This is a genomic window from Nocardia higoensis (assembly GCF_015477835.1).
In the GTDB taxonomy this organism is placed as follows: Bacteria; Actinomycetota; Actinomycetes; order Mycobacteriales; family Mycobacteriaceae; genus Nocardia; species Nocardia higoensis_A.
The window spans coordinates 2,743,106-2,757,580 of record NZ_JADLQN010000001.1 but is presented as its reverse complement, the minus strand read 5'-3'; the positions used below and the strand labels follow the sequence as shown (position 1 = coordinate 2,757,580).

At 67.6% G+C, this 14,475-nt stretch carries 18 protein-coding genes; 9 read left to right on the top strand and 9 right to left on the bottom strand.

The genetic code is table 11. The annotated features are described in order from the left end of the window. Positions 1–12 precede the first annotated feature (12 nt). The gene (locus IU449_RS12495; protein WP_228803945.1) at positions 13–363 is read left to right on the top strand and encodes a hypothetical protein; all 351 of its coding nucleotides are present in this window, start codon (positions 13–15) and stop codon (positions 361–363) included. A gap of 221 nt (positions 364–584) precedes the next feature. Here the strand turns inward: IU449_RS12495 and IU449_RS12490 are convergent, their stop codons facing one another. The 3 genes from IU449_RS12490 to IU449_RS29840 all read right to left on the bottom strand — a co-directional run bounded on the left by IU449_RS12490 (position 585) and on the right by IU449_RS29840 (position 2,373). Next, positions 585–938, bottom strand: coding sequence for a DUF4870 domain-containing protein (locus IU449_RS12490; RefSeq protein ID WP_228803944.1), 354 nt, complete (start codon positions 936–938; stop codon positions 585–587). Positions 939–1,231: 293 nt separating this feature from the next. Continuing rightward, the gene (locus tag IU449_RS12485; protein ID WP_324188204.1) at positions 1,232–2,005 is read right to left on the bottom strand and encodes a 2-phosphosulfolactate phosphatase; all 774 of its coding nucleotides are present in this window, start codon (positions 2,003–2,005) and stop codon (positions 1,232–1,234) included. Then, the gene (locus IU449_RS29840; RefSeq protein WP_416382139.1) at positions 1,915–2,373 is read right to left on the bottom strand and encodes a Scr1 family TA system antitoxin-like transcriptional regulator; all 459 of its coding nucleotides are present in this window, start codon (positions 2,371–2,373) and stop codon (positions 1,915–1,917) included. Before IU449_RS29840 ends, IU449_RS12485 begins: the two co-directional genes overlap by 91 nt. A gap of 199 nt (positions 2,374–2,572) precedes the next feature. Here IU449_RS29840 and IU449_RS12480 point away from each other — a divergent pair, with 199 nt between their 5' ends. Both IU449_RS12480 and IU449_RS12475 read left to right on the top strand, forming a co-directional pair. After that, positions 2,573–2,920, top strand: coding sequence for a hypothetical protein (locus IU449_RS12480; RefSeq protein ID WP_195001948.1), 348 nt, complete (start codon positions 2,573–2,575; stop codon positions 2,918–2,920). 178 nt (positions 2,921–3,098) lie between these two features. Continuing rightward, entirely contained in the window at positions 3,099–3,302 is a 204-nt protein-coding gene (locus tag IU449_RS12475; RefSeq protein ID WP_067863882.1) for a cold-shock protein, read from the top strand. Between the two features lie 85 nt (positions 3,303–3,387). Here IU449_RS12475 and IU449_RS29015 read toward each other — a convergent pair whose 3' ends face one another. The 5 genes from IU449_RS29015 to IU449_RS12450 all read right to left on the bottom strand — a co-directional run bounded on the left by IU449_RS29015 (position 3,388) and on the right by IU449_RS12450 (position 9,119). Then, positions 3,388–3,690 (bottom strand): hypothetical protein, encoded by a 303-nt coding sequence (locus IU449_RS29015; protein ID WP_228803943.1) that lies wholly within the window; start codon positions 3,688–3,690, stop codon positions 3,388–3,390. Positions 3,691–3,851: 161 nt separating this feature from the next. Beyond that, positions 3,852–5,435 (bottom strand): GMC oxidoreductase, encoded by a 1,584-nt coding sequence (locus IU449_RS12465; RefSeq protein ID WP_228803942.1) that lies wholly within the window; start codon positions 5,433–5,435, stop codon positions 3,852–3,854. Positions 5,436–5,680: 245 nt separating this feature from the next. Further along, positions 5,681–6,949, bottom strand: coding sequence for an MFS transporter (locus IU449_RS12460; RefSeq protein WP_195001947.1), 1,269 nt, complete (start codon positions 6,947–6,949; stop codon positions 5,681–5,683). 77 nt (positions 6,950–7,026) lie between these two features. Beyond that, positions 7,027–7,608, bottom strand: a complete 582-nt coding sequence (locus tag IU449_RS12455) for a Uma2 family endonuclease (protein WP_195001946.1) — start codon at positions 7,606–7,608, stop codon at positions 7,027–7,029. A gap of 77 nt (positions 7,609–7,685) precedes the next feature. Next, positions 7,686–9,119, bottom strand: a complete 1,434-nt coding sequence (locus IU449_RS12450) for a cytochrome P450 (RefSeq protein WP_195001945.1) — start codon at positions 9,117–9,119, stop codon at positions 7,686–7,688. Positions 9,120–9,231: 112 nt separating this feature from the next. Here IU449_RS12450 and IU449_RS12445 point away from each other — a divergent pair, with 112 nt between their 5' ends. From IU449_RS12445 to IU449_RS12420, 6 genes are all read left to right on the top strand, one after another. Continuing rightward, positions 9,232–9,891, top strand: a complete 660-nt coding sequence (locus IU449_RS12445) for a TetR/AcrR family transcriptional regulator (protein ID WP_195001944.1) — start codon at positions 9,232–9,234, stop codon at positions 9,889–9,891. Positions 9,892–10,947: 1,056 nt separating this feature from the next. After that, positions 10,948–11,340 (top strand): hypothetical protein, encoded by a 393-nt coding sequence (locus IU449_RS12440; RefSeq protein WP_195001943.1) that lies wholly within the window; start codon positions 10,948–10,950, stop codon positions 11,338–11,340. Then, on the top strand, positions 11,330–12,472 hold the full coding sequence (locus IU449_RS12435; protein WP_195001942.1) for a hypothetical protein: 1,143 nt from the start codon (positions 11,330–11,332) through the stop codon (positions 12,470–12,472). Before IU449_RS12440 ends, IU449_RS12435 begins: the two co-directional genes overlap by 11 nt. After that, positions 12,469–12,945, top strand: coding sequence for a roadblock/LC7 domain-containing protein (locus IU449_RS12430; RefSeq protein WP_324188203.1), 477 nt, complete (start codon positions 12,469–12,471; stop codon positions 12,943–12,945). The genes IU449_RS12435 and IU449_RS12430 overlap by 4 nt, the downstream gene beginning before the upstream one ends. An 11-nt stretch (positions 12,946–12,956) precedes the next feature. Further along, entirely contained in the window at positions 12,957–13,328 is a 372-nt protein-coding gene (locus IU449_RS12425; protein ID WP_195001941.1) for a hypothetical protein, read from the top strand. A 127-nt stretch (positions 13,329–13,455) separates the two neighbouring features. Then, positions 13,456–13,827, top strand: a complete 372-nt coding sequence (locus tag IU449_RS12420) for a hypothetical protein (protein WP_195001940.1) — start codon at positions 13,456–13,458, stop codon at positions 13,825–13,827. Between the two features lie 26 nt (positions 13,828–13,853). On the opposite strand, the gene IU449_RS12415 is transcribed toward IU449_RS12420, so the two are convergent. Continuing rightward, positions 13,854–14,408 carry a TetR/AcrR family transcriptional regulator gene (locus tag IU449_RS12415; RefSeq protein WP_195001939.1) on the bottom strand — a complete coding sequence of 185 codons (555 nt, stop codon included), beginning with the start codon at positions 14,406–14,408 and terminating at the stop codon, positions 13,854–13,856. Positions 14,409–14,475 lie beyond the last annotated feature (67 nt).

The following is a 14,475-nucleotide window of genomic DNA, read 5'->3' as shown; positions in this document are numbered from 1 at the left end:
TAGGGGGCCATCATGGCAGTCACCGGCGTCGACTGTGATCCGAAGCTGATCGAGCGTGCCAAGGCGCTCACGGGCGAGCGATCGAATCGAGCCGTCTTCGACCTCGCCGAGGGGTACGCACACTACCGAGAGCAGATCTCCCTCGGGTTCCCGCTCGAGCACGCACCCGACGAATCGCTCGTGCTCGATATCCAGGAAGCGCTGTGGAATGCGGGACTCGTCGGCGCGGCCGGCTCGCTCGACATCCTCATCGCCGGCTACGCCATCGTGAACGATGCGACCGTGCTCGCCGCGGACCACGACTTCGAGCACATCGCGAGAGTGTCCGACCTACAGTGCGAGTACATCGCGCCTTCGTCATGACGGTGCTTCGCGCCGGAACAGTTCCGCTTCAACGTCTAGCGGATCGTCGTCTGCGAAGAAGTGAGCGGGCGTTGGAAGCGGTGGTCAGACGTTCCGCGCGGACACCAACGGCCCGAGATAGCCTCGGGCCGTTGGTGTCCGACTGTCGTAACCGGCCGCCGCCAGTAGGGTGCCACCGGCATCCTTGATCAGGGTGATCGGTTGGGGCTTCGAATGTGCCGCTACTCGACCGAGTTGGCCAGCTGATCGGCATACGGGGCAGTGAATTTCCCGACAATGGGAAGCTCTGCGCGGACACCGCCGGTGTTGTTCGCCTGGACCATGGCCATGATCCAGACGACGACTGCGAAGACCGCGACTGCGAGTCCGGCGAGGCTGAAGATGATCCCCAGGACTCCGATGAGCGAGCCGACGATGCTCAGAACGATGTTGACCACCGATACCGCCCCGAAGAAGACGATTGACTGCGAGGCATGGAATTTCACATCGGGATCGTTCTTTCCTACGAACAGGAAGATGATTCCGGTGAGCCATCCCAGTGCGTACGACAGGATCGCGCTGGTCTTCTTGTCCAAGCCGGTGGACTGCGGTTGGTTCTTGGGAGGTTGAGAAGATGTCATGGGGTGAGTAGACGCCACGCGCACCACCTACCGATCCCAAGTTCCGCACGAACACCCAGGTCGCGCGACAGCTGTCGACCCTTGATGATCGGTCTGGTCAGCGCGGGATGCGGCAGGACTGTGTGTGGCAGGCCGTCGATATGCAGATTTCGCCCCACCACGTGGTCTTCGTACGCAGGGTCTCGCCGGCCCGCACTCGGCGGCGCGGTCCCGTGATGGCCCAGAAGCCGGAATCGCCTCTCCCCGCGTCAGACGACGCGCCGAGAAGTGCCCCCGTCGACGAACATGCCGTCGATGAGCACGGGAACCGCGGTGCTGGAGTCCATCTCCGTGGCAACCACCACATCGTCTCCGAAGCCCATGTCGGTGAGCTGACGCCCTGACGCGCATTCGGTTACGAGGCCGGGCACGTCGTTGGATCCCTCGTAGAGGGTCTTGGCCGCCGATGCTTCCGACGACAATGGTCCTGCCCCGGCCGCGACCAGAGCGGACACGATCATCCCGGCGCCGATCCAGTCTTCGACGGCAGGCCTCACGGCGTCCTGGCCGGGCCACTGTTCCCCGGCGGGGATGATCGCGATCGGTAGGTCGGCTGTGCCCCACCCCTGTCGGACCATCCACGCCGCGACAGCGGTGGCGTTGCGCAAGCACGCAGCTATCACCGGCACCCCGGAGACCGCCGCCGCGATCGCCGAGCCATTGGGTGAAGGCAGCACCAATCGCCGCGGCGCGGGCGCAAGCCGCAACGCGGTCGGCGACAGCGACCAGGGCCGCTGCGGCGATGTCGCGCGCCGTCCCACCGCCAACGTGGCATCGTGTCGTGCCGCGTATTCCTCCGCGCCGCCGTCCCGCCACGGATAGGGAAGCACCGCAGTTCCGGCGTCGACCGCAACCGATACCGCGGTGGTGAACGACAACACATCGACTACCATCAGCGCCGCGCTGTGCGGTCCCAACGTCTGGGCACCGGCCTGGCCCCATTCGACTCGAATACCCGCGCCCGTCTGCACAAGCCAATCCACATGTTCACCATAGTGCTGCGACGCTGCGGCGAGTTGCCGCCGAACTGTGGAAGGCGCATGCCACGCCCAGGGGGTATCCGCTGCTGAACGGCAGCAAGGTGGACGTTCGCCGGGAGGGCGGCCAGATTATGCAGTTGGCCAGCCATCGTTCTCGCGCCGCCGACGGCTCGCCGCACGACGGTTTCGTCCAGCAGCAGGTTCACCTGGACCGGGCTTCGCTTCCTGGTGATGATCCGCTGCCTGTTGAGCCGGACCGCGACACGGTGGTCCGGCTCAACAGGGGGGCTTATACCACCACAGGCCGTCGCCGTCGTGGGACGCGGCGACTTTCGCCAGGTCGAGCAGGCCCGGCAGCTTCTCGGGAGCATCACAGACCTGGCACAGGGCATGGATGTCGTGCAGGCGGATGCGCCCGGCTTCCCCCCCGACTCGTCCGAACCTCGAGGGGAGGAAGTCGGGGGATATGAGGTGACATCGTGCCCTTGGCGGAACGGGAACGCGAGAGCCATGCTCAGGGGGATGGATGCCGGTTCTTCCTGACGATCGAGGATTCGAGAGGGCACGAATATGAAACCGTTGTCGGAATCGCTGATGGAACTCGCGGCCCGCGTGAAGCAGTACGAAGAGTCGTCGGCCGAGGCTCGGGAGAAAAGTCGCGCCGCGCTGCAGGCTCGGCGCGAGGAGTTGAGCGCGACCCTCGAGCGCGAGGGGAACGAGTTCGAGAAGACCACGGCGGACCTGCGGGAGGCCGCGCAGAATTGGTGGTCGGATACCCGGGAAGCCGTCGAACGTCAGATCGAGGTGATGCGGGCGGACTTCGAGAAGTGGCAGGCCGATGTGAAAGCGCAGCGCGCGGAACGAACCGCCGAAGACGGCAAGACCGCCGAGACGGCGAGCAAGCCCGATCAGGTCTGATCGAGCGCCGCGCGGGTCTCGGCCCACAGGGCGATCGGGTGAGGGGCGTGCCGAGGTATTCGCCGACGTGCGCTGCCTCACCTTTGGGGCTGAGACAGCCGGGACTGTGGCAGGCTCGGTGATGAGCACGGGTTGTTGAAGTGATCGCCCGGCTCACAACAGGAAGTAAGACAACAGTATGTCGCAAGGCAGTGTGAAGTGGTTTAACGGCGAAAAGGGCTTCGGATTCATCGCGCAAGACGGTGGCGGTCCGGACGTTTTCGTGCATTACTCCGAGATTTCCGGCTCCGGCTTCAAGTCCCTCGATGAGGGTCAGCGTGTCGAGTTCGAGGTCGGGCAGGGCCAGAAGGGTCCGCAGGCTCAGAGCGTCCGCGCTATCTAAGAGCTGACAGACAAGGAAACCCGCGCCTCGGCGCGGGTTTTCTGCTTTTCCGGGCGCCCGCATCAGCGCTCCGTGGGACGGCGGGTCAATCCTCTCGGATCAGCAGGAACGGGGCGGCGGCGATGCGTGACCAGCGGCCGCCGACGAAGGTGAGTCCGAGCAGCGTGCTCTCGTCGAGTACCCGGAATTCGTCACGAACCCATCGCCACGGGATCGGTCCGCCGCTGCCGTAGGAGACCGCGATCGCGGGCTGCCCGTCCAGCCAGGACGGCTCGGTGGCCACGGTCATGGGCAGCCGTTCGACCAGTGACGCCTCGTCGCCGGGCGAGCGGAGCACGTTGATCGCAGTCCCGTCCCCGGCGAACCGCTTGCCGTGCCAGCGGCGCATGCCGCCGAGGGCGATGGCGCGGGGCGCGGCGAACCGCAGCGGCCGGGGGCCGACGAACTCGGCGCGGTAGCTGCCGGTGATCGGTGTGTCCCCGGCGGACGAGGTGCCGAACAGCCCTCGCAGCTGGGTCAGGGACTGCGGGATTTCGGGGCGGGATGCGTTCAGCTGACTGCTCTTCCGGTACGGGCCGCGTGGCGGGCGGCGAAGCGTTCGGCCATCGCGGTGATGGTCAGGCTCGGGCTGACGCCGACATTGGCGGGGACGGCCGAGCCGTCGACGACATACAGGCCGGGATGGCCGAAGACCTGGTGATCGGTGTCGATGACGCCGTCGGAGGCGTCGCGGCCCATGGACGCGCCGCCGAGGATATGGGCGGTGATGGATTTGCCGCCGATGCTCTCCAGGAGCAGGTTCAGCGGGCGGCCGCCGACCGAGGCGGCGAAGGCGCGGGCCACGTCGTTCGCCTGGGGAAGGTAGCTGGGGGCCTGCTTGTCGGCGACCGAGCGGGAGCGCAGGACCTTGCGCCACGGACGCACCGGTGAGCGGTCGAACACGAGCCGGATCTCGTTCTCGACTCTCTGCATCACGGTGAACACGCTGAGGCGGCGCAGGAAGTTGCGGGCGAAGACGACACGCAACTGCCGGAGAGGGTGGGCGAGCAGGGCGCGCGCGGTGCGGCGGCGGCGTCGCGCGGGATCGTCGCCGTCGACCAGCGGGCCGAGTTGGAAACGCATGTGCCATCCGCCGACGTAGCGGTTCTGTGTCACATGGGTTTTCGCGTCCGGATAGAACTCGCTGGAGATGGTGGGGCCGCGGGTGAAATCGGTGTCGACATCGTCGGCGAGCACGGCGGTGATCGCTTCCGAGTTGGTGCGCACACCCATCCCGAGCCGGTCGGACACGCGCGGCAGCAGTCCGGCCTCGCGGGAGTGGAACAGCAGTTCGACCGTGCCGAGCACACCCCCGGCCAGGACCACTTCCGGTGCGCGCAACCGCTCGCCCGAAGCGGTGCGGACCTCGTAGCCGCCGGGGAGTTCGGCGACCTCGGTCACGTGCCGCTCGGAGCGGATCTCGGCGCCGCGGCGTTCGGCGAGCCAGAGGTAGTTGAGGTCGAGGGTGTTCTTGCTGCCGTACGCGCAGCCGATCAGGCAGGCGCCGCACAGTCGGCACCCGGTGCGGTCGGGGCCTTCGCCGCCGAAGAACGGGTCGGGCACCGTCACGCCCTCCTCGCCGAAATAGATGGCCATCGGAGTCGGCCCGTAGGTGCCGCCCGCACCCAGGGTCTCGGCGGCGGACCGCAGGTGTTCGTCCATCGGCCCGGCGAAAGGGGAGACCGCGCGGCCGAGCATGCGCGCCGCCGTCCGGTAGTGCGGGGCGAGTTCGGCGCGCCAGCCGGTCGGTGATTCCGGCCAGGCCGGGTCGGTGAAGAACTCTTCCTCGGGTTCGAGCAGCACGCCCGCCCACACGATGCTGCCGCCGCCCACGCCCGCGCCGCCGATGATGCCGACGTGGGCGAGGACGCGTTGCCAGAAGAATCCGCGAAGGCCGAGTTCGGGCAGCCACAGGTACTTGCGGAGGTCACGCCGGGCGGCTGTGAAGTCGTCGCGGGTGTGGCGCCGTCCCTGTTCGAGGACGATGACCCGTTTGCCCTGTTCAGCCAGTCGAAGCGCGCTCACGGCGCCACCGAAGCCACTGCCGACGATGATCACGTCGGCGTCGTTGTCGGTCGTGGGGTCGGCGTGCATGCCGAGAAGCATAGGCGGTGACATAGCAACCGCCCAGTATCATTTTTCCGCCCGCATCGGCGCTGCCCCGGTAGCGAGAGAGGGGACTGTCGGCTCACTCAGGTCCGCGTGTCGACGGCAGTCGAAAGTCTGGTCGGACCTGTCCTCTCGGGCTTCCTCTGCTGTCGATGTCCGCGCGGCTCCGAGCCCGGTTCCTCAGGTTTGCCGGGGTCTTGTGGACGTCGAGATCAGCGGTGGAGCCTGGCTCAGCTCTGCTGTGCGGCGAAGACGGGCTTCGCCCACGCCCCGTGGACGCCGCTCGGCCCCTTACCTCGGTCGATGGCGACAAGCAGAGCGGCGCAACCGATTCCCGACAGAACCAGGCTCGTCCCGAACAAGGCCGGATAGCCGAGAAGATCGCCGACGGCTCCTGCGGCGAATCCGGCGAGCCCCTGGACGGTGACGACCGCGCAAGCCAGCAGGGTGTAGTCGCTGCCCGCGTGGTCGGGGTCCGAGGCGTCCATCATCAGCGCGAACACCGCGACGGTCGCGGCGCCGCCGAGGATGTGTTCGGCCAGGCTCGCCGAGACGATGAGCCCGAATCCGCCGACGCCGAGCGCGGCGAGCACATACAGGGCGAGACTCGCGGTTTGGGTGACCCCGCCGATCAGCAGTGCCTGACGACGTCCGTGCCGGAAGCACAGCCAGCCGCCCGCCGCCGCGCCCGCCAGCGCGCCCACCGAGGACAGGACGCCCTTGACCAGTGCGATCTGCTCCAGGCCGAGGCCGGAGTCGGACATGAACGGGCCGACCATCGACGAGCCCATCGAGTCACCGAACTTGAAGCCGCCGAGGAGCAGGATGAACGCGAGCATGCCCGGTCTGCGCAGACGCTTCCACCAGCCGGTCGCCAACGTGACCGGTCGCGTTCGCGCAGTCTCGGAGCTGCCGCGCGTCGAGGTCTGCGGAAGCCACCAGACCGGGATCACTGTCACCAGCAACAGGACCGCCATCGCGACGAACAGGCTGCGCCAGCCCGCGAACGCGAACAACCACAGCAGCGCGCCGCCGCCGACGATCATCCCGATCCGGTAAGCGCCCACCTGAATCCCGTTGCCCAGACCGCGTTCCCGCGGTCCGAGCAGTCCGACGGCCAGCCCGTCGGTGGCGATATCCTGCGTCGCGGACACCAGATTGACCACCGCGATACCGACGAACAGCCAGCGCAACGACGACGACAGGTCCAGGCAGGCCAGACCGAGTGCCACCGCCGCCGACGTGAGCTGCAGCGACAGCAACCACTGCCGCCGGGTGCCGTAGTGGTCGACGTAGGGCGCCCACAGGAACTTCAGGCCCCACGGTGCGAACAGGATGCCGGTGGTGCTGATCTCGACCAGCGAGAAACCGGACTCGCGCAGCACCACCGGCAGCGCCTGGGTGAAGAAGCCATAGGGCAGGCCCTGGGCGAAATACAGGGCGGACAGCAGAACCAGGGTGCCGCCAGGAATCATGCCGCCCCGGGCCGCTGTTCTCATGCGGACGATCCTGGCAGATCAGCCTGGATCCCTCAGGCCCTGCCGGTGGTCGTGGTCGAGGGATCGTCCGGAGCCCCTCAGCGGCGCGGATGCGGAACGAGTGCGTTCAGGTCGACGGCGACCTCGAAGGGGACCGGCCGCTGGAACGTGCCACGGAAGATACCCGCCGGGGCGTAGACGCCTGTCGGTCCGTCCAACTCGTAGGCATGGACGACCGGCGCGCCGCTCTCCTCCTCGATACACCAGTAGTGCGGGATGCCGGCCTCGGCGTATTTGCGGAGCTTCACCGTGCGATCTCGGTGGGCGGACTCGGGGGAGACCACCTCGACGACGAGAACCACTTCGTCGGCGTGATAGCAGGTGCGGTCCGGGTCGTAGGGTGCGGTGGTGACGAGGAGATCCAGCTCCGGCCGGTTGCGTGCGTCGAGGCGCACGGTCATCTCCCGCTCGACCTCGAAGCCCGCAGGCGCCTGTTTCCCCAGGGTCGTGGTCAAGGCGGTGACCAGGCGCCCGTGCCACGAGCGCTGCGGCGACATCATGAAGACGAGGGCTCCGTCGATGAGTTCGGTGTGGCGAGGCGCCTCGGGAAGGCGGTCGAGGTCTTCCGCGAACCAGCCTTCGGCGCGTGGTGGGCGCATCCAGTCGGGCAGTGCGGTCATGGCTCAACCGTAGCCAACCCGAGGGGCTCGGGCCACGAGAAACATCGGGGAGCGTTCAGGGCGCAGCGTGTCGTCGACTACACCTCTTCGGCCCTGCGTGTGTAGCGCGGGCGGAGATTGATCGGCAGGCCGTCCTCGGGGGTCGGACCCGTGCCCCACGCCAGCGGCACCTGGTAGTCCTCGGGGACGCTCCACTCGTACTGCAGCAGCATGCGGTGCATGATCGACTTCACCGTCATGCCGCCGAAGTGCAGGCCGATGCACTTGTGCGCCCCGCCGCCGAAGGGGGACCAGGCGTAGCGGTGGATCTTGTCCTCGCGGCGGTCGTCGGCGAAGCGTTCGGGGTCGAATTCGTCGGGGCGGGGCCACCAGCGCGACAGCCGCATGGAGGGGTAGGCGCCGATGATGATGTCGGTGCCCGCCGGAATGTAGTGGCCGAGGATGTCGGTGTCGCGCAGAGCCTGACGCATGAGCACGCCCGCGGGGGCGTACATGCGCAGGGTTTCCTTGAAGGCCAGGTCCAGCGAGGTGAGCTTGTCGAGGTCGTCGTATTCCAGGAAATCCTTGCCGAGGGCCAGCGACTCGGCCCGTAGGCGTTCCTGCCAGTACGGGTTCTTGCCGAGCAGGTAGGTGAGCATGGACAGGGTGACGGCGCTGGTGTCGTGGGCGGCCATCAGCACGAAGATCATGTGGTTGACGATGTCCTCGTCGCTGAAGGTGTCACCGGTGTCACTGGTGGCGCGGCACAGAGCGCTGAACAGGTCGGTGCCGTCGCCCGCGCGCTTGGCCGGCAGCTGGTCGCGGAAGTATTGCTGGAGCAGTCGTCGTCCGCGCAGGCCGCGATCCCAGGTGCCGCCGCGAACGGGCGTGCGGATCAACGCCTGACCGCCGACCACGGTGTCCTCGAAGGCGTGCTCGACTCGCTTGGCTTCCGGGCCGAGCTCCGCGCCGACGAAGACCTCGGTGGCGAGGTTGAGCAGCATCTGCTTGACATTGGCGTAGAGCAGGAAACCGGGTTCGGGCTGCCATGAGGCGAGTTCGCGATCGATACCCGGACGCATCATGTCGAGATAGTCGATCAGCCGCGGGCGAGTGAACGCCTGTTGCATGATACGCCGATGGTGCAGGTGCTCGTCGAAGTCGAGCAGCATGATGCCGCGACGGAAGAACGGGCCGATCCAGTACTCCCAGCCCTGCTCGCTGGAGAAGACCTTGTCCTTGTTGCTCCAGACGACCTCGAGCGCGTCGGGTCCGAATACGGCGACGGCACGGCGGCCGAAGACGCTCGTCCAGGACACCTCGCCGTACTTGTCGAAGGCGTTGCGGGCCCAGATGATCGGGTCGTGGTAGACGCGCAGGGAGTGGCCGAGCAACGGCGCTCCGCCATCGCCGAGCACGGGCAGCAGGCCGCTGCCCGCCGGTGGTTCGGCGAGCGGGCCCGGCCTGGCGGGGTAGAGGTCGGCGAGATCGGCGGCACGTTGCTTGAGCCCACGGAGAAGTCGTGTGTACATCTGCTGTCCTTTCGCGGCGCTGCGAAGGTCGAGGCGAGCCGGTGCGTCATCAATTGGTGACGACTCGTCACCAATTGACTCCTGTGGTGCCTCCTTTTGTCAAGATGGACTCATGACCAGCCCATCGAGGTGGGGCGGACGGACTGTCGAGGCCCGCCGCGCCGCCCGCCGCGCCCAGCTCATCGACGCCGCCATCGACGTGTGGGTGGAGAGCGGCTGGGCGGCGGTCAGCCTGCGCAGTGTCTGCGCGCGAGCGGGGTTGAACGACAGGTACTTCCGGGAAAGCTTCGCCGATCGCTCCGAACTGCTCGCCGCCGCGTGGGACCACGTGCGTGACGAGACCACCGCCATCCTGACCGCCGCCATCGGGGATCCGGCCGACGCGCTGCCCTTGGATGTGCTGCATCGCGCGGTCGAGGCGGTGGTGCGCGGTCTGGCCGAGGACCCGCGCCGCACCCAGGTGCTCTTCGGCGATCACGCGGGCAGCGAAGTGCTCGAGCGCCGTCGTCGCGACCTGGTGCTGGTCGTCACCGACATGCTGGCGACGAGTATGGAGCCCTACCTGCGGGCCGGAGTCGATTTCGGCGAGTTCCATCGCATGGTGTTGATGGCCGTCGGCGGATTCGTGGAACTGACCGGGGCCTGGCAGGCGGGTGTGGTCGCGATCGACATCCCCGGGCTCATCGGGCAGACGAACCGCCTCGGCGACATCCTCGCCGACGCCTATCTGGCCGATCGGCCCGCTCTCATATCTACCGACGGGAAGCTCTGATCCGCAATTCCGTCGCCGACCGGGGTTGCGGATCGTAAACTGCGCTGCGCGGAGTTCGGGTCTCGGTCGCTGTGCGATGCCGCCGGACCCGTGAAATCGGGTTTTCGCCATGACGATTCGCGCTGCCGTAGGTCGGACGCAGATTTGCGTTCGCAATATTGGGAAAACGACTGCTGTCGGTGTCTCCGCGCTCGCGGGGCAGTCGGCGGACGGAGGGGTCGGCCACTGCGTCCCCGTGGAGCCGGCCGCCGCCTTCGCGTGGTCCTGCCGCTCGGTTTCGATGGTGCGCGACGCGGATCGATGGGCTCACGGCTGTGTGGCGTGCGCCGCCGGTGGACCGGTTCGCAACTGCCGAATTCTCCTGTGGTGTGGAATCGGCTGTGGCGAACCGCTGCCCCGGAGATATGAGAGGGTGTTCCGCGGAGAATTCGGAGAAATGGATGCGGAATGGATTCACGGTGAGCGCCTGTCCCGAAATCGGGCGGAATGGGGAGGGGCTTCGGAGAATTTGCTCCGGAAGAGTCTCGATTTCTCATCCGGTGTGGATCGCCGGGGTGATCGCCTATTGCAGGCGCCGACATGCCGATGCGGGCAAATGGGGAGAACGGCGCCGACGGGTGGTCCTCGGGTGCGGGCGGGGCTCGGAGTTCGCGGGCGGGCGAGGCGCGGCTCGGCCGGGCGATCGAGGCGAGTGCGCCGGTGGTCATGCCTGCTGTCCGGCCGGTGAAGCGCCGGTTCCGACGAGGCCCTGGGGCAGTGAGCGAAGCCGCGCGGGCGCTCGTCGGTGCCGCGATCCGCAGCCGACCGGAGATTTCCTTTTGCAGTATTCGTTCTGTAGTCGACGCACATGGTGGCAAACTATACCGACTGGTATGAAATACTCGGCGGTTTGAAAACCGAGAGGTATTGTTTGTTGCGTGAGCGGGGGAAATGCTGGGAATAAATGAGTTTCACTGCGTTCGCCGTGCAACTTTCGCCTTTCGTGTGTAGCGTCGGGCACTTGTCAGCCCTTGGCGATAAACGAGGGCAAACCTTCGGAAGACAAGCGGTGAAGCGGTGCTCGGTATAGACGGCTGCCTGAAACGCATCATGGACATTCCCGGTGCGCGCAGCGTGACGATGGTGGATGGTGCGAGCGGTCTGGCGATCGCGGCGGCGGGCAGGCACGAGCTGGTCGATCAGCACGAGGACGCCGCGGGGACGACGGATGTGGTACGCGCGGTGCTCGGCTGCTCGGCCCTGGCGAGCGGGTCCGGCGAGGACGACATCAGCGAGATCATCGTCTGCGGCGGGGGCGGCTATCACCTGCTGTATCTGGTGGACGGCGATTTCGACGGGCGCATATTCGTGCACGTCGTCTGCGACGCCGAGACCGGCAATCTGGGACTGGCCCGCTTCCAGCTGAAGGCCGTCCTCACCGAGTTCGTCGAGGGTGACGATGAGCGGTGACCTCGCCGTCGAACTGCGCAGGCTGGAGCAGGAGGGCAGTACCGGCGTGTTGCTGGCCGGTGACGGGGAATTCCACCTCGCCTACGGCGCGATAGCGTCCGCGCACTGCCATCGGGCAACCGGTCTGGATCGGTTGGTGGTGGAAGCGGGCGTGGCCACCCCCGAGGATTGGCAGCGCGCCGGGGCCGGTGATCCCAGCCGGGTGCTCGAGCAGCCGCAACTGGAAACCCTTGCCCTGCTGTCGGTATACGACGCGGCGTACTTCCTGCTCTCCTCCGGCGCCGCGCCGGAGTTCCGGCCCGCGCCCGCGCACTGGCTGGCACGGGTATGTCATGTGCGGCCTCGGGAACTGGTGCGCGAATGCGAGCGGCGCGGCGATCCCGGATCGGGGCCGTGGCCCGCCGAACTGGTCGACCGGGCGCCGGTGGTTCCCGTGCGACGGGTGCATCGTCGTCGGGTGGTGCTCACCGCCGGGCAAGCGGAGGTACTTGCTGCCGCCGACACCAGGCGCAGCGTCACCGACATCGCTCGCTACCTCGGCCGCACCACCTACGGATGCCTCACGGCGGTGCGCGAACTCACCGTCGCCGGTCTGATCGAACCGGCTGCGCTCGAACCGGATTCGCCGCACGTGGCGCTGACCGAGAGTGCGGACGGGGGTTCGCGCTCGTCGGGCCTCCGGCTCCCCGCGCTGCCGGAGCGAACGCCTTCCCCCGATCATGTCGAACCGCCGCGGCCGGAGCGGGCCGAGAGCCGGGGCTGTGCGGAGCTGCTGTCCCGGTCGGGGCGTGCGCCGATGACCGGTCGCGCGGAACCGATGCCCCCGCCGGAGCGTGTGCCTGTGCCTGCACGGCAGGAGCGGGCGAACATCACGCTGCTACCGCCTGTGACGCGGCCGGTGCGCGGTGCGCCCATCGCCCCGCCGCCCGGACCGGTCGCCCCGCCGGCCCGCTCGGTCGCGCCGGTGAATCGCGCCGCGCCCGCGCCGAATCCCGCGCCGAATCCCGCACCGCCCGAGCCGCTTCGGCAGCGAATACGCCGGGCCGTGCCCGCCGCCGAGCGGGAGCGCTGGGAGCAGGTGGATATGAGCGTGCTCGTCCGGGTGCGGGCGGCGTTGGAGGAGCTCGAGTGACCGCGCGGAAGAAACTGCTCGGCGATTGGATGGGAAGGTTGACCAAGGTGGCGATGTCGGGACCCGAACCGTACGCGGTGGTGCTGGCCGAGTTGCACGGGCTGCGCGATCGTGTGCCCCGGCTGACCGGTGCGCTGGTGGCATCCGGTGACGGCCTGCTGATCACCCACGATCTGCCGGGCCACATCGAGCCCGATGGCATGGCGGCGCTGACCGCCTCGCATCTGGCGCTGTCCTATCGCTTGTCCAGTACCGCGCACGGCGGGGGATTCGACGAGGTCGTCGTGCACGGCTCCGGCGGTTACGTGGTCATCTACACCGCGGGCTGGGCCTCGCTGACCGTCCTCGCGGAATCCGAAGTGAACGTCGGCCGCCTCCACCTGGAGTCGCGGCCGGTGGCTCGCGCCATCGCCGATCATCTGACGGTGCTGTCGAACGGGCCGAGACACAAACAGCCGACAAAGGTCGAATGAGAGGAACACGAATGAGCAATATGGATCTGGCCCTCAAGGACATGATGGTGATCGACGGCGCGATCGGCGCCGCGGTCGTCGACTACAACTCGGGCATGGCGCTGGGCATGCTCGGCAGTTCGAAGGCGCTGGACCTGCAGGTCGCCGCCGCGGGCAACACCGAGGTGGTGCGCGCCAAGCTGCGCACCATGGACAGCCTCGGCCTCAACGACGAGATCGAGGACATCCTCATCACCTTGTCGAACCAGTACCACATCATCAGGCCGATGACCGGGCGCAAGTCCAAGGGCCTGTTCCTCTACCTCGCGCTCGACCGTGGCCGGGCCAACCTGGCGCTCGCCCGGCACCGGCTCAAGGGTATCGAGGAAGACCTCGAGGTCTGAGGCGTCCTTCGTCGGCGCGGCTTCCGGAGCAGCGGCCGATGGCCCGTGTCGTCGCCGGGCATCCGAGGCGATCGCGAGGCGGGTCGAGACACACAGTGATCGACAAAGGTAGTGAAAGGAATCCCCCATGACCGCTATGGACGTGGCCCTCAAGGACATGATGGTGATCGACGGCGCGATCGGCGCCGCGGTCGTCGACTACAACTCGGGCATGGCGCTGGGCATGCTCGGCGGTTCGAAGGCACTGGACCTGCAGGTCGCCGCCGCGGGCAACACCGAGGTGGTGCGCGCCAAGCTGCGGACGATGGAAAGCCTGGGCCTCGACGAGGAGATCGAGGACATTCTGATCACGCAGTCGGGTCAGTACCACATCATCAGGCCGATGACCGGCCGCAAGTCGAGGGGACTGTTCCTCTACCTGGCTCTGGACCGCACCCGCGGCAACTTGGCGCTGGCCCGCCACCGGCTGCGGAGCATCGAGGAGGATCTGGAGATCTGAACGGCCGGGGGACCCTCCGCCCCGGGTCACTCGTGGATGCCGTGCAGCAGCAACGACCAGGCATGCTCGGCGGTGTACTGCCGGGACCCCGCGTCCGTGCGGGTGAGCACGCCGGCCACCATGCCCACGGCCAGCACGATGTCGGTCGCCTCGATGCCGGCGCGGATACCGCCGCGCTGCACCGGGTCGGCGAGCTTGTCACCGACCAGGGTGAGCAGGCGGAACGCGGGCTCGAAGATGCGTGGGTCGTCGCTGCTCGGGTTCAGCATGGCGATGAAGGCCGCCGAGGCGGTGATCTGGTCGATGATGACCTTCAGGACGTCCTCGACGGTGGTGCTCGGATCGGCGGCGATCTTCTCCACCTCGATGATGTTCTCCTCGAACACGGCGAGCGCGAGCGCGTCCTTGGTGGCGAAGTGACGGTAGAGCACCCCTTGGCCGACACCCGCGGTGCGGGCGATCAGGCTCATCGGCACGTCGTAGCCGCTCTCGGCGAACAGCTTTCGCGCGGCGACGATCAGTGCCGCGCGATTGTCGGCGGCTGCGCTCGGGCCACGGTTGACGCGGCGAGGTGATGTCACGCACACTACTCTAACAACCGGACAGCCTAGTCCGGTTCGGGTGCCGGCCATGTCGGCTGCCGTAGAT